This window comes from Bradyrhizobium sp. USDA 10063 (genome assembly GCF_054063735.1).
The window spans coordinates 2,370,150-2,390,299 of sequence record NZ_JBSSGP010000002.1 but is presented as its reverse complement, the minus strand read 5'-3'; the positions used below and the strand labels follow the sequence as shown (position 1 = coordinate 2,390,299).

The 20,150-nt window shown below is 61.0% G+C and carries 21 protein-coding genes; 17 read left to right on the top strand and 4 right to left on the bottom strand.

Features of this window, described 5'->3' with window-relative positions; translation table 11 throughout:
- Positions 1-84 precede the first annotated feature (84 nt).
- The 12 genes from ACVJGD_RS13745 to ACVJGD_RS13690 all read left to right on the top strand — a co-directional run bounded on the left by ACVJGD_RS13745 (position 85) and on the right by ACVJGD_RS13690 (position 9,003).
- On the top strand, positions 85-843 hold the full coding sequence (locus tag ACVJGD_RS13745; RefSeq protein ID WP_456634840.1) for a hypothetical protein: 759 nt from the start codon (positions 85-87) through the stop codon (positions 841-843).
- 2 nt (positions 844-845) lie between these two features.
- Positions 846-1,004: a hypothetical protein gene (locus tag ACVJGD_RS13740; RefSeq protein WP_456634839.1), complete on the top strand. Its 159-nt coding sequence runs from the start codon at positions 846-848 to the stop codon at positions 1,002-1,004.
- A 1-nt stretch (position 1,005) separates the two neighbouring features.
- Positions 1,006-1,248, top strand: coding sequence for a hypothetical protein (locus tag ACVJGD_RS13735; protein ID WP_456634838.1), 243 nt, complete (start codon positions 1,006-1,008; stop codon positions 1,246-1,248).
- Positions 1,249-1,632, top strand: coding sequence for a hypothetical protein (locus ACVJGD_RS13730; protein ID WP_456634837.1), 384 nt, complete (start codon positions 1,249-1,251; stop codon positions 1,630-1,632). It abuts the gene before it with no gap.
- 5 nt (positions 1,633-1,637) lie between these two features.
- Complete coding sequence (locus tag ACVJGD_RS13725) at positions 1,638-1,931, top strand: hypothetical protein (protein WP_456640251.1); 294 nt, start codon at positions 1,638-1,640, stop codon at positions 1,929-1,931.
- Positions 1,932-2,011: 80 nt separating this feature from the next.
- A complete protein-coding gene (locus ACVJGD_RS13720; protein ID WP_456634836.1) occupies positions 2,012-2,440 on the top strand; it encodes a GNAT family N-acetyltransferase in 429 nt (142 codons plus the stop codon).
- Positions 2,441-2,672: 232 nt separating this feature from the next.
- Positions 2,673-3,899: an acyl-CoA dehydrogenase family protein gene (locus tag ACVJGD_RS13715; RefSeq protein WP_456634835.1), complete on the top strand. Its 1,227-nt coding sequence runs from the start codon at positions 2,673-2,675 to the stop codon at positions 3,897-3,899.
- Between the two features lie 10 nt (positions 3,900-3,909).
- Entirely contained in the window at positions 3,910-4,458 is a 549-nt protein-coding gene (locus ACVJGD_RS13710) for a flavin reductase family protein (protein ID WP_456634834.1), read from the top strand.
- A 327-nt stretch (positions 4,459-4,785) separates the two neighbouring features.
- Entirely contained in the window at positions 4,786-5,520 is a 735-nt protein-coding gene (locus ACVJGD_RS13705) for a Crp/Fnr family transcriptional regulator (protein WP_456634833.1), read from the top strand.
- A gap of 112 nt (positions 5,521-5,632) precedes the next feature.
- Positions 5,633-5,902 carry a hypothetical protein gene (locus ACVJGD_RS13700; RefSeq protein WP_456634832.1) on the top strand — a complete coding sequence of 90 codons (270 nt, stop codon included), beginning with the start codon at positions 5,633-5,635 and terminating at the stop codon, positions 5,900-5,902.
- Between the two features lie 152 nt (positions 5,903-6,054).
- Positions 6,055-8,139: a molybdopterin oxidoreductase family protein gene (locus ACVJGD_RS13695; protein ID WP_456634831.1), complete on the top strand. Its 2,085-nt coding sequence runs from the start codon at positions 6,055-6,057 to the stop codon at positions 8,137-8,139.
- A gap of 81 nt (positions 8,140-8,220) precedes the next feature.
- Positions 8,221-9,003 carry an enoyl-CoA hydratase/isomerase family protein gene (locus tag ACVJGD_RS13690; RefSeq protein WP_456634830.1) on the top strand — a complete coding sequence of 261 codons (783 nt, stop codon included), beginning with the start codon at positions 8,221-8,223 and terminating at the stop codon, positions 9,001-9,003.
- A 44-nt stretch (positions 9,004-9,047) separates the two neighbouring features.
- Here the strand turns inward: ACVJGD_RS13690 and ACVJGD_RS13685 are convergent, their stop codons facing one another.
- The 3 genes from ACVJGD_RS13685 to ACVJGD_RS13675 all read right to left on the bottom strand — a co-directional run bounded on the left by ACVJGD_RS13685 (position 9,048) and on the right by ACVJGD_RS13675 (position 13,298).
- Entirely contained in the window at positions 9,048-9,476 is a 429-nt protein-coding gene (locus tag ACVJGD_RS13685; protein ID WP_456634829.1) for a GlcG/HbpS family heme-binding protein, read from the bottom strand.
- Positions 9,473-12,445: an FAD-binding and (Fe-S)-binding domain-containing protein gene (locus tag ACVJGD_RS13680; protein ID WP_456634828.1), complete on the bottom strand. Its 2,973-nt coding sequence runs from the start codon at positions 12,443-12,445 to the stop codon at positions 9,473-9,475. Before ACVJGD_RS13680 ends, ACVJGD_RS13685 begins: the two co-directional genes overlap by 4 nt.
- Before the next feature lie 103 nt (positions 12,446-12,548).
- Entirely contained in the window at positions 12,549-13,298 is a 750-nt protein-coding gene (locus tag ACVJGD_RS13675; RefSeq protein ID WP_456640250.1) for a GntR family transcriptional regulator, read from the bottom strand.
- A gap of 119 nt (positions 13,299-13,417) precedes the next feature.
- Between ACVJGD_RS13675 and ACVJGD_RS13670 the strand changes: the two genes are divergently transcribed.
- From ACVJGD_RS13670 to ACVJGD_RS13650, 5 genes are all read left to right on the top strand, one after another.
- Positions 13,418-14,617, top strand: coding sequence for a pyridoxal-phosphate-dependent aminotransferase family protein (locus ACVJGD_RS13670; RefSeq protein WP_456634827.1), 1,200 nt, complete (start codon positions 13,418-13,420; stop codon positions 14,615-14,617).
- 88 nt (positions 14,618-14,705) lie between these two features.
- Entirely contained in the window at positions 14,706-15,989 is a 1,284-nt protein-coding gene (locus ACVJGD_RS13665) for an MFS transporter (protein WP_456634826.1), read from the top strand.
- A gap of 224 nt (positions 15,990-16,213) precedes the next feature.
- The gene (locus ACVJGD_RS13660) at positions 16,214-17,416 is read left to right on the top strand and encodes a pyridoxal-phosphate-dependent aminotransferase family protein (protein WP_456634825.1); all 1,203 of its coding nucleotides are present in this window, start codon (positions 16,214-16,216) and stop codon (positions 17,414-17,416) included.
- 29 nt (positions 17,417-17,445) lie between these two features.
- The gene (locus ACVJGD_RS13655) at positions 17,446-18,243 is read left to right on the top strand and encodes an enoyl-CoA hydratase/isomerase family protein (protein ID WP_456634824.1); all 798 of its coding nucleotides are present in this window, start codon (positions 17,446-17,448) and stop codon (positions 18,241-18,243) included.
- A gap of 257 nt (positions 18,244-18,500) precedes the next feature.
- Positions 18,501-19,457 carry a Bug family tripartite tricarboxylate transporter substrate binding protein gene (locus ACVJGD_RS13650; protein WP_456634823.1) on the top strand — a complete coding sequence of 319 codons (957 nt, stop codon included), beginning with the start codon at positions 18,501-18,503 and terminating at the stop codon, positions 19,455-19,457.
- Positions 19,458-19,487: 30 nt separating this feature from the next.
- Here ACVJGD_RS13650 and ACVJGD_RS13645 read toward each other — a convergent pair whose 3' ends face one another.
- Positions 19,488-20,129 (bottom strand): class II aldolase/adducin family protein, encoded by a 642-nt coding sequence (locus tag ACVJGD_RS13645; protein WP_456634822.1) that lies wholly within the window; start codon positions 20,127-20,129, stop codon positions 19,488-19,490.
- Positions 20,130-20,150 lie beyond the last annotated feature (21 nt).

Below are 20,150 nucleotides of genomic sequence, written 5' to 3'. Positions count from 1 at the left end.
CCCCGCAGAGCAGCAACAAAGCAAAAAATCTGACGCCCATAAAGGCATCTTTACCACTCTCAAGCACAACGGGCAATAACCGAAATGGCTGACCTCAACGCCCTAACCCGGGCGAATACTCAGCGCTGGAATAAGGCCAAGCTGACCCGCGGACCCGAGTTTGTACCTGTTGCGGCGCGATTGGCGTCACCGAACGCCAAGGAGCGGTACGAAGAGATTTCGAAGGCGACCGGCGTTCCGTGGTTCGTGATTGCGGTTATCCACCAACGAGAATCGTCGCAGCGGTGGGATCGGCAGTTGGCGCAAGGCGACCCGCTGCATCAGGTCTCGATACACGTCCCGAAGGGAAGAGGGCCGTTCTACAACCATGCCGACGATCCGCCGTTGCAGGATGCATTCTATCGCGCCGCGTTGGATGCGTTGATCGATTGCCCGCCCTATGCGTCGCGGTGGAAGGACTGGTCGCCTGGCGGGACCATGACCTTGCTCGAGCAGTACAACGGGCTCGGCTACGCCAATCGTGGCCGTCCTTCTCCCTACATCTGGTCAGGCACCGATCAGTACAAATCGGGCAAATACGTTCGTGACGGTGTCTATGATCCCAACGTGGTCGACAGCCAGCCGGGCTGCGCTGGTCTGCTGATGGAAATGATGGCGTTGGACCCGACCATCACCTTCACTGGCCTGACAATCAAGCCAGCGAACTCGACCACGGTCGCGAATGTGGCTTCAATAACCTCTTCGACGCCGGCCACACAGGCTCCGTCCGTCGCGCATCCGGCAAAAGGCTCGATTGGCGCATTCGTTGCCAACATCTTCTCGACCATGTTCAAAAGGAAATGACGATGTGGATACTCGTTGATGCCTCCGTTTTCGCTGTCGGTTACGTCGCTTCAATCCATTCCTGGCCGACCGTCAAGGTATGGATCAATGGCGTAACGGCGGAGGCGGCTGCCTTGTGGTCAAGAGCGCCAGCGCTCGAGGCCAAGATCAGGGCGCTCTGATATGTGGGCGCGGATCAAGGCTTGCTGCCTGAACTCGCTGACCGTCGCATGGGGCTATTGCCTGGCAGTTGCAGGCGCCGCGATGGAGCTCATCGACATACTGTCCGATCTCCTGGGCGATCAGAACGTCAAGGACCAGCTCTCTGCCGCGATTGGCGATGCGAGAACGGTCGGGCGGATCCTGCTGGGCATCTCCGTCATCACCATCATCGCGCGGCTGCGCTCGCTTCGAAGGGCCACCTGAATGTGGATGGCAATTCTCTCATTCCTCGGCGGGCCGGTCATCAAGGGGTTGATCGACGCGTACAATGCCAAGCTCAAGGCGGGCAATGCCGACAACAAGATCGCGGCCGATCTGGCTGCGACCGAGATTGCCGCACAGGTCTCCGAGACGAACGCGATCCTGCAATACAGAACCGCCGAGATCGGGCATTGGTACGAGCCCGATAAACTGATCGCTTACTGCGTGGCGATCTATTTCGGAAAATTGCTGGTCTGGGACAAAGTTCTTGGACTTGGCACGACCGATCCGCTGGCAGGATTTGCTGCCGTCACTTCGAATCTCGTGGTCTCATTTTATTTCGCCAAGCGCGGGTTCGAGAACGTAGCCCGCATCATCAAGCGATGACCGAGATGCATGAAGCGGACATCCGGGCCATCGTCATCGAGACGCTGGCCGAACAGCAGCGAATCCATCACGAGGATATCGACGCCGTTGTCCTGAAGACGGTTGCGACGATCCTGACTTCCTTCGGGATCGAGGAGGAGGATCGCCGGGAGCTGCGCGCCGATTTCCAGCACCTTCGGCGCTGGCGCAGAAGCGTGGAGCAGGCTCAGAGCTACACCTTCAAGGCGGTGATCACTGTCATCGCCACCGGGTTGCTCGGGGCGATTTGGCTGGGCGTCAAGGCGACCCTCGCCAAGTGAAGGCCAACCCGCGATCCAACCTCAGAGAGCACCGAGCAGGCTGTGCAAGCCGGAGACAAGGGATTGGAGGGAACTCGCCCATGTATCGAATTCGCGAGGTCGACGGCCAGGATGAAGACGTAGCGGACACGCTTGCCGAACTGCATCGGCTGACGTTCTTCGACCAGGCGCGCGTTCCTCAGTTCGATAGTGGACACTGGTGGCTCGCCTTTGACGGAGCAGATCCGGTGGCGTTTGCCGGACCTGTTCCTTCGACGCATGTCGACAATGCCGGCTACTTTTGCCGGGTTGGCGTATTGAGACAGCATTCTGGCCGGCGCCTTCAACTGCGCCTCATGCGAGCCCTGGAGACTCGCGCTCGCCGCAATGGATGGCATTCGATCGTTTCCGATACAACGGACAATATCGCCTCCGCCAATAACTTCATCCGTGCGGGGTATCGGCTGTATCAGCCGGAGGCCCCCTGGGCGTGGTCGCACACCCTGTACTGGCGGAAAACCGTGGGGTGATGCTGGACGCGATCCGGCGGAATGGGAGCCCGAGAGGCTGCACGGCCCAAGGTCAGCGAGAGGTTCCGTATAAGCCCGGCGGCCTTTTTGGCTGCCGGGCTTATTTTGATTCCAGGCGTCAGTTCGTTCACGTCGGGATGCTGCGAGGTGTCTTGATCCGTGGTGGTCAAGCGATAAACTGCTGGCGGTCTTGGCCACTTTGGGATCAGAAAGGCCGAGCGGGAAAACGCCAATGGCAACAGACGGCCGCGGGCCCGATGGAAGCTCGCCTACCGAGCAGCAAGCAGAAGACTATGTGGCCATGGTTGCCCGTGCCAAGGCCCTCATCCCGGCGCTTCGCGAGCGAGCGGCAAGGACCGAGGAATTGCGGCGCCTGCCGGCGGAAACCGAGTACGACCTGCATAGTGCCGGCCTGTATCGGCTCCTGCAGCCGAAGCGCGTCGGCGGCGCGGAGCTCGACTATGTCGCACTGATCGATTGTGCCGATGCGCTGGGGCAGGGCGATGCTTCCGTCGCGTGGAATTTCGCCAACCTTGCGAGCCATCACTGGATGCTTGGGATGTTCGATCCACAGGCGCAGGATGTGGTCTGGAGCAAGGAACCGAATACTCTGATCGCCTCCTCCTTCATATTCCCTGCCGGCCGGGCGCGGAAGGTCGACGGAGGCCACGTACTGACCGGAAGCTGGCCATTCTCGTCGGGTGTCGAATCCTGCGACTGGAATATGCTTGGCAGCGTTGTCTCCTCCGATGACGAGGCCGATGGTGTCGAATACCGGATCTTCCTGCTCAGCCGGCGAGACTACAGAATCAAGGATATCTGGAACGCGACCGGCCTGCGCGGCACGGGATCAAACGAGGTCGAGGTTGAGGAAGCCTTCGTCGCAAGTGCGATGTCGATCGCAGTGAGCGATCTCACGGGCGGGCCGACGCCTGGCAGTTCGGTCAATCCGAACCCGCTCTATGCCCTGCCGGTATTCGCGCTGTTTCCATATGTCCTGTCCGGCGTTGCCCTCGGCAATGCGCAGGCCTGTCTCGACGACTATGTCGAGATCGCCCGCCATCGCGTTTCGACCTCCAATCGCACCAAGCTTGGCGATATGCAGAGCACACAGATCAAGATCGCGGAAGCCTCCGCCAAGATCGACGCGGCGCGTCTGATCATGCGATCGAACGGTATTGGCGCGATGGCGGACGCGCGGACTGGCCATATCCCCGATATCGCCGCCAAGACCAGGCTGCGGCGCGATGGCGCTTTCTCAGTGAATCTCTGCAGCGAGGCGGTATCGCTGTTGTTTGCCGCAAGCGGGGCGCGCAGCCTTTTCACGTCAGGTACGTTGCAGCGGCAATTCCGCGACGCTCATGCGGTCAATTCACACCTTGCCTTCAGTTTCGATGCGGCAGGGACCAACTATGGACGTGTGGCGCTGGGCTTGCCGTCCGAAAATCTGACGCTCTGAGGTTCACCGGATGTCTGACGTACCCAAGCATCCGGCCGACCCGGCCAATGAATTTGCCAGCGGCAACTCGCCGATCGACCCACGGGATTTTCGGAATGCGCTGGGCACATTCGCAACCGGCGTCACGATCGTCACGGCGATGACTGCGGACGGCAGGCCGTATGGCGTCACCTGCAACTCCTTTGCGTCAGTATCGCTGAATCCGCCGCTAGTGCTGTGGAGCCTTGGCCTGTTCTCGCAGGGCCTGCCCATCTTCCAGAATGCGAGCCACTTCACGGTCAACGTGCTCGGCGCGTCCCAGCAGGCATTGGCGTCGCAATTTGCAAAATCCTCAAACGATAAATTCGCCGGGGTGAACTGGGCGCCTGGACTAGGACATGCGCCCGTCATCACCGACAGCGTCGCCAACTTTCAATGTCGTGCCGTCAATCGCTACTATGGCGGCGATCACGTCATATTCTTGGGTGCGGTTGAGGCCTATTCCTACAACCGGCAGGAGCCCTTGCTATTTGCGCGCGGGACGTTCGGTCGCTTTGTCGCGGACGAAGGTGACAAATAGGCCAGGATAGCTTCGGGTAACGAGGCCTGGGGTGGAGGTAAGCACCTGACCAAATCGGCGCGGTCGCTTTGGAGGGAGCAGCCGAAATTACTTAAGTTTGTCGTAGAGTTGTCGAACCTGTCGCAAGTGTCGCCCAAGTGGCATATGCAGGCAAGAGCTACTTACGCGAGACAGGAAATGGTCTCCGGACGGTTGGCTTCCCACATCGGGATCGGAGCGTTACACTCACATCGGCGTGGAAAGCCGCTTTCCAGTTGAAAAGACGCTTTTGGTTGATTACGGAAGAACTACATCCCAAGCAGCTTTGCTTCCGGAGTTGTAACGAGCGTGCCCCAGGATAAAACGGGCGAGACACGCGGATTTTCGACCAGCAAATTGTCGGTCCTCCGCAAGCATCCGTACTTTGTCGATCTCGAACCCGAGGCGTTCGAGCAGCTCTGTCGTTACGCCAAGCACACGACGCTGAAACGTGGAGCTGCGATCTTCTCGAAGGGGGATCCAGGCACAAGCCTGTTTGCCGTAATATCGGGCACGGTGAAAATCAGCATCTCATCGCCCGATGGCCGCAATGCGATCCTGAACTTGATCGAGGCCGGAGAGATCTTCGGCGAGATCGCAGTGCTCGATTCAGGGTTGCGGACAGCCGACGCTACCGCGAACAGCAATTGCGAGCTTTTCATCATTGATAAGCGCGAATTCATTCCCTTCGTCCGAAGCCAGCCGGCGCTTGCAATGAAGTTCATCGAACTCCTGTGCGTACGGCTGCGCTGGACCAGCGATCAAGTCGAACAGGTTATCCTTCAGGACCTGCCAGGTCGGCTCGCCAGCGCTTTGCTTCGCCTTACTGAAAAGCACAAGCCGGAGCCGCAGGAGCGTGTCATCGCCATCACCCAACAAGAGATCAGTGAGATGGTTGGCATGACCCGTGAAAGCATAAACAAGCAACTTCGGGTTTGGGCTACACGCGGCTGGGTGCGGCTCGAGCATGGCGCGATCGTGGTGCTGAAGCCGGAAGAACTACAGACACTGGTCGATTCTGGATCTGAAAACGGCAGCGAATAACGTCGCTCCGTGACATCTCTCACAAGGCGGTGAGCTCGTCGGACCTGTGAAGTTGCTCACAGGGTCTCTGCGCGCGTTGCGGTAACCCACACTCGCAATGTGGAGAGATCCAATGCACGACTCATTCGACCAGCCTCCGGATGACGACCAGAACATCTGTCAAAGCTGGAGCATCAAGCTCATTGCTTTGCCTTTGCTCGTCGTCATCGTCGTGATCGGCATGGTGGTTAGTCATCCGTCGGCCGTGAAATGGATTTCGGACACGGCGCAAGCCGAGCCTGCCGGCCCGGATTTCGTTGGCCCGGATATCGTACCGGATGCTCCCCCGCCAACACGACTTGCTCACCCAGCCAGTCGAATCCGCACGCTTCCCGACTATTGATGTCGCTGCTTGGATGTTCGCCTATATTCGTCGAATTGCCTAACGGCGGAACCTGACCTTGGGTCTGCTGCATGGCTTATGCCCAGTTTTCGCAAGCAGATGGCCGACAAATCCCCCTCGGCGGGACCGGAATTTGATGTTACCTATTTGGCATGAACGAGCGCGCCAAGATCGAAATTCGCCATTCAACCTGTCCGCACGATTGCCCGTCGGCCTGTGCGCTCGACATCGAGGTGATCGAGGGCCGCTCGATTGGCCGAGTCCGCGGCTCAAAATTGCAGACCTATACGGCGGGTGTCGTCTGCGCCAAGGTTGCGCGTTATGCCGAGCGTGTCCATCATCCCGAACGGCTGCTCTACCCGATGCGGCGAACCGGGCCGAAGGGCTCGGGCCAGTTTGTCCGGATTTCCTGGGACGAGGCGCTAGACGAGATCGCCGCGCGCTTCGATGCGGCCGAGCGCGAATTCGGGGCCGAGTCGGTCTGGCCCTATTATTACGCCGGCACCATGGGGCTCGTGATGCGCGATGGCATCAATCGCCTGGCGCACGTCAAGAAATACTCCCGCTTCTATTCCACCATTTGCGCGAACATCGCGCGTGTCGGATTTTCGGTCGGAACCGGCAAGATCGCCGGCGTCGATCCGCGTGAAATGGGCGTCTCCGACCTCGTCGTGATCTGGGGAACCAATCCGGTGAATACCCAGGTCAACGTCATGACCCATGCGATGCGCGCCCGGAAAGAGCGGGGCGCCAAGATTGCCGCGATCGACATTTACAACAATGACACGGTGAAGCAGGCTGACGTGAAGATCATCCTGCGGCCTGGCACGGACGCTGCTTTCGCCTGCGGCGTCATGCATGTGCTGTTTCGCGAAGGCTACGCGGATCGGGCCTACATGGATCGCTATACGGACTGCCCGGACGAACTGGAGGCGCATCTCGCCCGCAGGACGCCCGAATGGGCTTCGTCGATATCGGGCGTGCCGGTGGAGGAGATCGAGGCGTTCGCCCGCCTCGTCGGCCAGACCAAACGCTCGTTCTTCCGCTTGGGCTACGGCTTCACGCGAAGCCGAAATGGTGCGGCGCAAATGCACGCGGCGCTCTGCATTCCGGCGGTGACCGGTGCCTGGCAATATGAAGGCGGCGGTGCGTTCTTCAACAATGCCGCGATCTGGAAATTCAACGAATCCGTCATCGAGGGGCATGACGCGATCGACCGCACCACACGTTGGCTCGATCAGTCGAGGATTGGACGTATCCTGACCGGCGACTCCGAGGCCTTGAAGGGCGGACCGCCGGTCAAGGCGATGCTGATCCAGAACACCAATCCGATGACGGTGGCGCCGGAGCAGAGGCTGGTGCGCGAAGGGTTTGCCCGCGAGGACCTGTTCGTGGCGGTGCATGAGCAGTTCATGACCGAGACCGCGGCCATGGCCGATATCGTCCTGCCCGCGACGATGTTCATGGAGCACGATGATCTCTATTACGGTGGCGGTCACCAGCACATTTCAGTTGGGCCCAAGCTGATCAAACCTCCGGCCGAATGCCGCAGCAACCATCAAGTAATTCAGGAACTCGGGCGCCGCCTGAATGCGGTCCATCCCGGCTTTGAGATGTCGCCACGCGAATTGATTGACGTGACGCTGAAGAAGAGCGGCCATGGCGATATCGAGAGGCTGGAGGCGGATCTGTGGCGTGATATCCAGCCGGACTTCCGTACCTCACACTACCTCGACGGCTTTGCACACGACGACAAGAAGTTCCACTTCAAGGCCGATTGGGCGCATCCGCCCTTCGGAATCGCCGGTCTGGGGCCGTGGGATCAGATGCCGTCCCTACCTGATCATTGGACCATCATTGAGGAGGCAGACGAAGAGCATCCGTTCCGGTTAGCGACCTCGCCGTCGCGGAGCTATCTCAACACCAGCTTCAACGAGACGCCGGGATCCCGGGCCCGCGAGGGGAAGCCGACGGTGATGATCCATCCGGACGACGCGGCGGCCCTTTCTATTGTCGACGGCGATGCGGTGACACTCGGCAACACGCGCGGCGAAACGACGCTGACGGCAAGGCTGTTCGACGGCTTGCGTCGTGGCGTTCTGATCGCCGAATCCATCCATCCGAACAAGGCCCATATCGGTGGCCGTGGCATCAATACGCTGACCGGTGCTGAGACGGTCGCCCCGGTGGGCGGTGCCGCGTTCCACGACAACAAGGTCTGGATCAGGAAGGCTTAGGTCTCGGCCTAAATCGCTCTTGCAGTCGGCTGCCGTCCTGCCGCAAATGGTTGCCGGAAACGGCAAGAACAGGCGGGCAAGATGACCGAGAGCAGCAGCGTAATCCTGGAGAAGCGGGGCCAGGCGTTCTGGATCACGATCAACCGGCCGGACAAGCGCAACGCGCTCAATGGTGACGTGATCGCGGGTATCGCGAGAGGCTACCGCGATGCTCACGATGACAACGACGTCCGCGTCATCGTGCTGACGGGAGCGGGCGACAAGGCCTTTTGCGCTGGGGCCGACCTGCAGAACAGCGGCGCCGCTTTCGCGATGGACTATGCCAAGCCGAACGTCGACTATGCCGATCTGTTACGGCTCTCGCAAAATTCGACCAAACCCGCGATCGCGCGCGTAGGCGGCGTGTGCATGGCCGGCGGCATGGGCCTGTTGTGCATGACCGACATGGCCGTGGCCGCCGATCACGTCATGTTCGGCCTCCCCGAGGTGAAGGTCGGCGTCTTCCCGATGCAGGTGATGAGCCTCCTGCAGTCGATGGCGCCCCCACGCCTTGTCAACGAATGGGCGCTGACCGGCGAGCCCTTTGACGCCAGGGCCGCACAGGCCGCTGGGCTGTTGAACTATGTGGTACCGGCCGCCGAGCTTGATGCGAAGGTCGAGTGGTTGATCAGCCGCATTGTCGACAAGTCGCCAACTGCGATCCGGCGCGGCAAATATGCCATGCGCGCGATCGCCTCGATGTCATTCGACGAGAGCATCGCCTATACCGAAAGCCAGATCGCGCTATTGGCGATGACCGAGGATGCCAAGGAAGGCCTCAAGGCGTTCGGCGAGAAGCGCAAACCATCCTGGCTCGGGCGATAGCCCAATCCAGGATAAGGAGATCTGCCTCGTCGCGCCTGTTGCTGCTATCCCGGATTCGCCTTGAGTCCGCCTGCTTCGATGCCGGCGATCGCGCAGATCTCGTCATTATCCGAGGTGTCGCCGCTGACGCCAACGGCACCGAGCAGCGTGGTGCCATCCAGAATGAGTACGCCGCCGGGCACCGGGACCAGGCGGCCCTGCGCCAGCGCATTCACTGCGCCGATGAAATAGGCCTGCTCCTGCGCGCGCTGAAACAATGCTCGTGATCCCATGCCGAGCGCCAGCGCGCCATAGGCTTTGCCGTGCGCGATCTCGGCGCGCATCAGGCTGGTTCCGTCCTGAGCGGCGGTCAGTTTGACCGCGCCGCGCGCATCGAGAATGGTTATGACAAGTGGCTTGAGCTTCTTCTCGACCGCCTTGGCAAGCGCGGCGTCAAGGATCTTTCGAGCAACATCAAGGGTGAGCTCAGTCATGGAGTGGTTCCTTTTTCGGGAGAGGAAAGACTTTTGGATTTCGCGCGATCCAGGCTCATGGCCAGCACGCGCGCGACATGGAGCGGGGAACGTGCAGCGCCATCCTTGATCTGGTGTCGGCACGAGGTGCCGTCTGCAACGATCAGCGTCGCATCGTCGGCGCGGCGTACTGCGGGAAGAAGAGAGAGTTCGGCCATATCGATGGAGGCCTGGTAGGTGTCTGCGCCGTAGCCGAATGCGCCGGCCATGCCGCAACAGCTCGATTCGATGATTTCGACATTCAGGTCCGGGACGAGGCGCAGCACTTTTTCGACAGGCTTGAACGCGCCGAATGACTTCTGGTGGCAATGGCCGTGAACCAGGGCCTTGCTGGCAATGGCGCCAAGCGGCAGCCGCAAGCGGCCAGCCTCCGCTTCGCGTACCAGGAACTCCTCGAAGAGCAGGGCGTGGGCACTGACGCCTCTCGCAACCTCGTCGGAACGTAACGAGAGCAGCTCGTCGCGCAGCGTCAGGAGGCAGCTCGGTTCGAGACCGACGATGGGCACTCCGCGCGCTGCGAAAGGCGCGTATGTGGCGACCAGCCGATCCAATTCGATGCGAGCCTGATCGACCATGCCGGCCGAGAGAAAGGTGCGCCCACAGCAAAGCGGCCGGGCGCGATCGATGGGTCTCGGAAGATGAACGCGGTAGCCGCCCTCGACGAGCACACGCAGCGCGGCATCGAGATTCTCGCGCTCATAGAAGCGGTTGAAAGTATCGGCGAACAGCACCACTTCATGGCCCTCTTCGGGACCAAAGACTTCCGCTTCCGGGTTGAAGACATCGCGCCGGAATGCTGGCAGCGATCGCTCCGAACTGATGCCCGCGAACTTCTCGAACAGCGCTCGTAGCGGTCGGCTGCTGTTGCGCCAATTGGCAAGCGGCGCCAAGCGCGACGCAAGGCCCGCATAGCGCGGCAAATAGCCAACTAGGCGGTCGCGCAGCGAGAGTCCGTGCTTTGCCGCTCGCGCAGCCAATACCTCGATCTTCATCTTGGCCATGTCGACCCCGGTCGGACATTCATGCCGACAGGCCTTGCAGGAGACGCAGAGTTTCAGCGTCTCCATCATCTCGTCCGACGAAAGCGCGTCGGGTCCCAACTGCCCGGAGATCGCCAGCCGCAACGTGTTGGCGCGTCCACGCGTGACGTCCTTCTCGTTGCGTGTCGTGCGATAGGACGGGCACATCACGCCGCCCTCGAGCTTCCGGCAAGCGCCGTTGTTGTTGCACATCTCGACGGCGCCCTGGAAACCCCCGCCAGCACCGGGATAGGCCGACCAGTCCAGTACGGTCTTCAGCTCGTTGACCTTGTACTGCGGCGAGTAGCGGAACAACGAACGGTCATCCATCCTCGGCGGATCGACGATCTTGCCGGGGTTAAGCACATCGTTCGAATCGAACCTGCGTTTGATCTCCTTGAAATCGGCGACAATGCGCGAGCCGAACATTGTCTCGTGAAATTCCGACCGCACCAGGCCGTCGCCATGCTCGCCGGAATGTGAGCCCTTGTATTCGCGTACCAAGGCAAACGCCTCTTCGGCGATGGCGCGCATCGCCTTCACGTCCTTTTCGAGCTTGAGGTTAAGCACAGGGCGGACATGCAGACAGCCCTCGGAGGCGTGAGCATACATCGTGCCGCTGGTGCCGTGCTTGGCAAAGACGGCGTTGAGCCGGTCGGTGTAATCAGCGAGATGCGGCAACGGCACCGCGCAATCCTCGACGAAGGAGACCGGCTTGCCTTCCTGCTTCATCGACATCATGACGTTGAGGCCGGCGGCACGAAAATCGGCGATGGCGCTCTGCAGCGCCGGTTCGACAATCTCGACCACGCCACCCCATTTGCGCGGTGGCTTGTCCCAGCCGAAGCCAAGATCGCCCATCAACTCGCCGAGTTGCTTCAGCCGCGTGAGATTTTCAGCCTGATCCTCCTCGGCGAATTCCACGACCAGGATCGCATCGGGATCACCGCGCACGGCGGCGGCAATGACCGGTTTGAACATCGCGATATCGCGGCCGAGCGCGATCATGGTACGGTCGACCAGTTCGACTGCGATCGGCCGCAGCTTGACCAGATGCTGGGCTGCATCCATCGCCTCGTAGAAGCTGCCAAAATGGCAGACGCCCAGCACCTTGTTGCGGATTGTCGGCCACAGCTTGAGTTCGACCTTCGTGGTGAAAGCGAGGGTGCCCTCGGAGCCCACCAACAAATGCGCCATGTTGTTCGGCGCATTGCGCGGCACCAGCGCATCGAGATTGTAACCGCCGACCCGACGCTGCACCTTCGGGAATTTGTCCGTGATTTCAGCCGCCTCACGCTCGCCGAGATCGAGCATGTCGCGAAACAGTGCGAGCCCGTTGTCCGGTGAATTCACCTGCGCGAGGTCCCGCGGCACTTCGCCGAAATGCAGGAGTGTACCGTCGGCAAGCGCGGCATCCATCGACAGCGTATTGTCCCTCATGGTGCCGTAGCGCAGCGAGCGCCCGCCGCAGGAATTGTTGCCGGCCATCCCGCCAATGGTCGCGCGTGAGGAGGTGGAGACGTCGACCGGAAACCACAGCCCATGCTTCCTCAGCTGGCGGTTCAGATCGTCGAGCACGATACCGGGCTCGACCACGCAGGTCCGGTTCTCCACGTCGAGCGAGAGCATTCTGTTCAGATGCCGGGAGAAATCGATCACAATGCCGTGGTTAACGGTTTGGCCGCATTGTGAGGTGCCGCCCCCACGGGGAGTCACAGTCCGACCTGCGTCGCGCGCGATTGCCAGCGCCCGTAGCGCCTCGTCCATGGTTCGGGGGACCGCCACGCCCTCGGGCACGATCTGGTAGAACGAGGCGTCGGTCGCATAGCGTCCGCGGCTGAAGGCGTCGAAAAAGACGTCGCCGGTAATATTCGACCTCAATTGGCGCTCAAGCGATGACGCGTTCTTCATCCCAAATCCCGTGGTCCAGGAGGGCCGTTCCACAAAACTTCTAACTAATAGATGCAAGTTATTTCCGGCTGGCGTCAATTATGAATTCATAATGCGCCAAGAGCTAACCATCGATAGCTTCAGTGGCCAGGCCTTCGGGCGTGCTGCCGAGGTGCTCGACTGCTGCGGTCCGCTTGTTGCGCAGATGCTGGAACAGGGTGTCGCTCAGCTCGCTACCGGCCCGGCGGCGCAGCGCGTCCAGAATTGCCTCGTGCTCGCGCATCGCCTCGGCCCAGCGCTGCCGTTTGCGCGCGAAGTTGGCGGAGTAGCGAACGCGGCGGATCCGGCCGGTGTAGTTAGCGTAGGCGGCGCGCAAGGTTTCATTACGGGAGGCTGCGACGATCCGCTCATGGATGCGCTGGTTGACCTGAAAATAATTGTGCATGTCGCGGTGCAGGTAGTAGCCGTACATCTCGTAGTGCAGGCGCTCGATCTCGGCGATTTCCTCATCGGTGATGGTTTCGCAGGCAAGCCGCCCCGCGAGGCTTTCCAGCCCGCCCATCACGTCAAACAGCTCTTCGAGATCGCGCTTACCAAGTCGGCGCACCCGCGCTCCCCGGTTGGGCAATAGTTCTATGAGCCCCTCCGCGGCCAGCACCTTGAGAGCCTCGCGAAGGGGAGTGCGGGAAATTCCGAATAGTTCGCAGAGCTGCCGTTCGGGGACCCGCCCGCCGTCTGGGATGTTACCTTCGACCACATAGTCGCGAAGGCGCGACAGGATCTCCCCGTGAAGCGAGGGTTCGGGGCGATCGGGGCTGCCATTGTCGGCGATTTTGGCGATTGGCACCCCGGATTCGGGAATCGTCGATTTCATAGGGCGACAGTAGTTTGCGGAACCATCAGCGTCGATGGTCAGGTTTGCATATAGAATACCATTTACATGGGAAAAATTGAATGCAAAACTGTGCGTCGGCATAGCCAATGAGGTCCATCATGCGGCAAGGACGGCATTTTCTGCAGATTCCAGGCCCCAGCCCGGTTCCGGATCGCGTTCTCCGGGCCATGGACATGCCCGTCATCGATCATCGAAGTGCCGAGTTCGGCCAACTCGGGCGCGCCGTCCTGGAAGGTTCCCAGAAAGTCTTCCAAACCTCCGCGCCGGTGGTGATCTTTCCGTCCTCGGGTACCGGCGCGTGGGAGGCTGCGATCGTCAACACACTGTCCCCGGGGGATCAGGTGTTGATGGTGGAGACCGGTCACTTCGCTACCCTGTGGCGCCAGATGGCCGCGCGCTGGGGTATTGATGTCGACTTCATGCCCGGCGACTGGCGTCGCGGCGCCGACCCCGCCGCCATCGAAGACCGGCTCGCGCGCGACACGTCCCATGCGTTGAAGGCTGTGATGGTCGTTCACAACGAGACCTCAACCGGCGCGACCAGCCGGATCGGAGAGATCCGCGCAGCGATGGACCGTGCCGGTCATCCGGCTCTGCTGATGGTCGATACCATCTCCTCGTTGGGCTCGGTCGACTACCGGCACGACGAATGGCGAGTCGATGTCAGCGTGAGCTGCTCGCAGAAAGGATTCATGCTGCCGCCAGGCCTCGGATTCAACGCCATCTCGGACAAGGCTCGCGCCGCTGCCAAGACTAATAAGATGCCGCGATCATACTGGGATTGGGAGGAAATGCTGAAGCCGAACGCAAACGGCTTCTTCCCGTACACGCCGGCGACCAACCTGCTCTACGGCTTGCGCGAAGCAATCGCGATGCTGATGGAAGAGGGACTCGCCAATGTGTTCGCCCGCCATCAGCGGCTGGCGGCCGCGACGCGTGCGGCCGTCAATCACTGGGGCCTGGAAGTGCTGTGCCAGGAGCCAAAAGACTTTTCTCCGGTACTCACCGCCGTGCTGATGCCACCAGGCTACGACGCAGATCAGTTCCGCAAGGTAGTGCTCGACAACTACAACATGTCGCTCGGCTCCGGATTATCGAAGGTGGCGGGCAAGGTGTTCCGCATCGGGCATCTCGGCGAATGCAATGAGCTGACCTTGCTTGCGGCGCTGACGGGCGTGGAAATGGGACTGTCGGTCGCGGGCATTCCGCACCGGGCCGGCGGCGTCGACGTCGCGATGAAGCTTCTCGAACAGCGCGCCGAGGGCAATTCCGCGGCGCACCTCAAAGTCGGCAGCTAGGGCTTTCTCTTCTCAAACTAGCGTCTCGCCGCGAGCGGGCGGCGATTCGAACTAATCGAACAAGCCATAAAGCCGAGGGAGGTCGAACTTGAAGCTTCGATTCAAGGCGACACATATCGTGCTCGCGATGCTGTGCGCGATGTATTTTATCACCTATGTCGACCGCGTGAATATTGGCACCGCGGCCAGCGAGATTCAGAAGGAGCTGAGCCTCACCAACACACAGCTAGGCCTCGTATTCTCGGCCTTCGCCTATCCTTACCTGCTGTTCCAGATCATCGGTGGCTGGGTCGGCGACCATTTCGGGCCACGCAAGACGCTGTTCTGGTGCGGCATGATCTGGGCTGCGGCAACGATCATGACCGGCTTCGTCACTGGCATCGTGTCGCTGTTCGTCGCGCGTGTCGCATTGGGATTCGGCGAAGGCGCGACTTTTCCGACAGCAACGCGCGCGATGCAGTATTGGACTCCATCGGACAAGCGTGGCTTCGCGCAGGGGCTGGCGCACGCCTTCGCGCGACTGGGCAATGCGCTGACGCCGCCCTTGATCGCGCTGCTGATAGTGTGGGTAACTTGGCGCGGATCCTTTATCGCCTTGGGGCTTGTAAGCTTGGTCTGGGGGATCGCCTGGGCCTGGTATTTCCGGAACGAGCCACGGGAGCACGCGGGGATGACCGAGACTGAGCTGGCGTCGTTGCCGCCCCGTCCGACCGGCCCCCGGCCACAGGTGCCGTGGTCACCGCTCCTGCGGCGGATGTGGCCGGTCACGCTGACCTACTTTTGCTACGGCTGGTCCCTGTGGCTTTACCTCAACTGGTTGCCGCTGTTCTTCAAGAATAACTTTGGCCTCGATATCAAGAACTCGGCGCTGTTCGCTTCAGGCGTCTTCTTCGCCGGCGTCGTCGGCGACAGCATGGGCGGCACTCTGTCCGACCGCATCCTCAAGCGTACCGGCAGCATCCGCTTCGCGCGCCTGAGCGTGATTGTCGCCGGGTTTGCCGGAGCGCTCGCCTCATTGCTCCCGATCCTGTTCATCCATGGTATCACGGTCGTGGCCCTGTGCCTGTCTGCAGGGTTCTTCTTCGCCGAGCTTGTCATTGGTCCGATCTGGTCGGTACCGATGGACATCGCGCCGAAATATTCAGGCACCGCCTCCGGCATCATGAACACCGGCTCTGCCCTCGCCGCCATCGTCTCGCCACTCGTCGCCGGCTTTGTCATCGATGCAACGGGCAATTGGTATCTGCCATTCTTGATGTCGATGGGACTTCTGACGCTAGGCGGCTTTTCGGCGTTCATGATGCATCCTGAGCAGCCGTTCGATGAGATCGTGGTCGGCGTCCCAGTCGGAAAGGCGGTGGCTGCGGAGTGATGATTGGGCCCGCGATGGGCGGATCGCGCCAACGACGGGTTGGTGGCAGCGGCCCTTCGCAGATGCAAAATTGTCTGCCGACCGTTGCCGGACGGGGCACTGGCGCCCTGTGTCTTGTATATTGATTATGCATTGACGGGTCCCGCCCGGTGGGGGACAAGCCTGCCCGAACAATGCTATTCGAGCGCCTCGAAACGCCAAGGCTAGACCGGGAAGGACGGCTCATGACCCTGCACACTGGACGGCATTTTCTGCAGATTCCGGGACCGACCAACGTGCCGGACCGGGTCCTGCGCGCCATGGACATGCCGGCCTGGGACCATCGCGGCCCTGAATTTGCCGAGCTCGGTTTTGCGGTCCTGGCCGGCCTGCAGCGCCTGTTCCGCACCAAGGAGCCGGTGATCATCTTTCCCTCGTCAGGCACTGGCGCTTGGGAAGCCGCAATCGTCAACACACTATCGCCGGGCGACAAGGTCCTGATGGCCGAGACCGGGCAGTTCGCGGTGCTCTGGCATGGCATCGCCAGCAAGTTCAAGCTCGACATCGATTTCATTCCGGGGGACTGGCGTCATGGCGCGGACATCGGCGAGATCGAAGCGCGACTTGCGGCCGACCGCGCGCACAAGATCAAGGCGGTCATGGTCGTGCACAACGAGACCTCGACCGGTTGTGTCACGCCGCCGCTCGAGGTCCGCAGGGCAATGAATCGCGTCAAGCATCCCGCGCTCCTGATGGTCGACACCATCTCCGGCCTCGCTTCCATGGAATATGAGCATGACGCTTGGGGTATCGACGTTTCCGTCGCGGGCTCGCAGAAGGGCATGATGCTGCCGCCGGGCCTTGGCTTCAACGCGGTATCGGAAAAAGCGCTCGCGGTAGCGAAAGCCAATTCGTCGTCGATGCGCTCCTATTGGGATTGGCAGGAGGTGATTGCTTTCAACAAGGCCGGCACCTGGCCTTATACGCCGGCAATCAACCTCCTGTTCGGGCTCAGGGAAGCCGTCAAGATGCTCGAGGAAGAGGGCCTCGAAAATGTCTTCACCCGTCATAAGCGCCACAGCGCGGCGACGCGGGCGGCGATGAAGGTGTGGGGGCTGGAGACCCAGTGCCAGGACCCCCAAGCACACTCGCCGGCCCTGACCGGTGTGGTGATGCCGGAAGGCCATGACGCCGACAATTTCCGCAAGGTGGTGCTGGAAAATTTCGACATGTCGCTCGGTACCGGCCTGAACAAGATCAAGAGCAAGGTTTTCCGGATCGGACATATCGGGCACTTCAACGACCTGATGCTGATGGGCACGCTGTCGGGCGTCGAGATGGGGCTGGACCTGGCCAAGGTGCCGCATCGCAGCGGCGGCGTATTGGCGGCTATGGAAGTGCTCAAGGAGCGCGATGTCTTGCCGATGCCCAAGGCCGCCGTCGCCTGAGCTGATCTAATAACAACAGAGAGGTCGCCATGAACGCCCCGGTCAGTGCCAGCGAAGACCTGATCTATTCCGTCGAGGACGGGATCGCCAAGATCATTTTCAACCGGCCGCAGGCGCGCAACGCCTTGACCTTCGCGATGTACGAGCAGATGGCATCGATCTGCGAGAGCATCAATGGGGACCGCTCGATCAAGGCGCTGATCCTGACCGGTGCCGGTGACAAGGCCTTTGCCTCAGGTACCGACATTTCGCAGTTCCGTGCCTTCAAGACGGCGCAGGACGCGCTTGACTATGAAGCGCGGATCGACCGAGTGCTCGGCGCTCTTGAGCAGTGCCGGGTGCCTGTCATCGCGGCGATCGCTGGTGCCTGCACGGGCGGCGGCGCCGGGATTGCGGCCTGCTGCGACATCCGGATCGGCACCGAAGCGACGCGGATCGGATTTCCAATCGCGCGTACGCTCGGCAATTGCCTGTCGATGTCGAATATCTCGCGTATCGTCGCGCTGATCGGCCCGGCGCGCACCAAGGATATGATTTTCAAGGCCCGCCTGGTCGAGGCGCCGGAAGCGCTGGCGCTCGGCTTGCTCAATGAAGTCGTGCCCGATGTTGCGACCTTGCAGCGCCGCGCGGACGAGACCGCAAAGCTCATTGCGAGCCACGCGCCGATCACGCTTGAGGTGACCAAGGAGGCGGTGCGCCGCATCCGCCGCACACTGTCGCGCGATGAGGGAGAGGATCTGATCCTGCGCGCCTATATGAGCGAGGATTTTCGGGAGGGCATGGACGCCTTCCTCAACAAGCGCACGCCAAACTGGAAGGGCAAGTAGGTATCACCGTCTTTATCTGCGGTGCATGACGCCGGACGGGCGCTGCCCGGGGGCGGTCGGCGGGCTCACGGACATGAATGATTCCTCGCGGCGGGTCTTACAATCTTATCCCAAAGTCAGTAGCAATGTGGCGGTTCTCGGCTTGAACTTCGCGTTCCCAGTCCGCAGAATGGCGATGCAGGCACGCCCCTGATGTGCCAATCCAAATAAAGACATAGGGAAGAAACGTGAGACATTTTGCAGGAGCTGCGACCGCATTGGCGGCCGTTCTTGTGACCGCGCCGGCATTTGCTGCCTGGGAGCCCACCAAGCCCGTCGAGATCGTCGTCGCGGCCGGAGCCGGCGGCGCCTCCGACCAGATGGCGCGCATGATGCAGGCAGCGATCCAGAAGAACAATCTGATGAAGCAGCCGATGGTGGTTTCGCTCAAGGGCGGCGCATCGGGTGCCGAAGCACTGATGTACATGAAATCGAGCGAGGGTGATCCTAACAAGGTACTGATCGCCTATTCGCTGATTTACATGCTGCCGCTGTCGGCGAAAATTCCATTCAATTGGCGTGACCTTACTCCGGTATCGGTGGTCGCAATGGATCAGTTCGTATTGTGGGACAACGCATCGGGTCCAAAGACGGTGAAGGAGTTCATTGCGGCAGCGAAGGCTGCGTCTTCACCGTTCAAGATGGGCGGCACCGGCTCCAAGCGTGAGGACCATGTGCTCACCGTGTTCATGGAGCAGAAGACCGGCGCGAAGTTTTCGTATCTGCCATACAAGTCCGGCGGAGAAGCGGCGACGCAATTGGTCGGGAATCACACCGAAGCCAACGTCAACAATCCCTCTGAGAACCTGGAAGTCTGGCGCGCCGGCCAGGTGCGCGCGCTCTGTGTGTTCGACAAGGAGCGCATCTCCTACAAGACCAAGGTCACCGAAACGCAATCTTGGAACGACATCCCGACCTGTAAGGAAGAGGGGCTCGACGTTCAGTACCTGATGCTGCGCGCGATGTTCCTGCCGGGCAAGGTCACGGCCGAGCAGCAGGCGTTCTATGTCGACCTGTTCCAAAAGGTGACGCAAACACCAGAATATAAGGACTATATGGAAAAGCAGGCGCTGAAGCCGATCTTCCTCACTGGCAAGGACATGGTGCAGTTCCTCGAGGAAGACGACAAGGTCAACGCCGCGCTGATGAACGAAGCGGGCTTCGTCGCGAAGTAACCTGGCACCGCGGTAGCCGAATGTCTGGTCTCATTTCTCAGCATGGCCGTAGCCGGCCATGCGGATGCGGACATTTTCGATTTCCTCGGTGGGCAGCAGACGCGGCTTCCCGATCTGTAGGCAGCCGTGGTACTGCCGCGCCAGCGTTTCGACCTCGACCGCGAGCCACATGGCCTTCGCAAGCGATGGCCCAACGGCGATCATGCCGTGATGCTCAAGGAGGCAGGCGAGCCTTCCATCGAGCGCCTTGAGGGCATGCGCCGAAAGTTCCTGCGTGCCGAAGGTTGCGTATGGCGCGCAGCGGATCGTGTCGCCGCCGGCGCAGGCGACCATGTAGTGGATCGGCGGGATCTCCAGACCCATGATGGCGAGGACCGTGCAATAGGTCGGATGGGCGTGAACCACGGCGTTCACGTCCGGGCGAGCGCGCAGGATGTCCAGGTGGAAGCGCCACTCGCTCGATGGCCGCTGCCCTGGATCAAATGAACCGTCGAGCCCCATGTAGACGATCTGCTCGGGCTGCATCGTCTCATAGGGGGCGCTGGTCGGGGTGATCAGCAGGCCGGCCTCATGCCGCAGGCTGATGTTGCCCGAGGTGCCCTGGTTGATGCCGAGCGCATTCATGCGCAGACAGGCATCGATGATGGATTGGCGTTCTTCCCTGTCGTTCATGGTTAACCTATCAAACGCCGT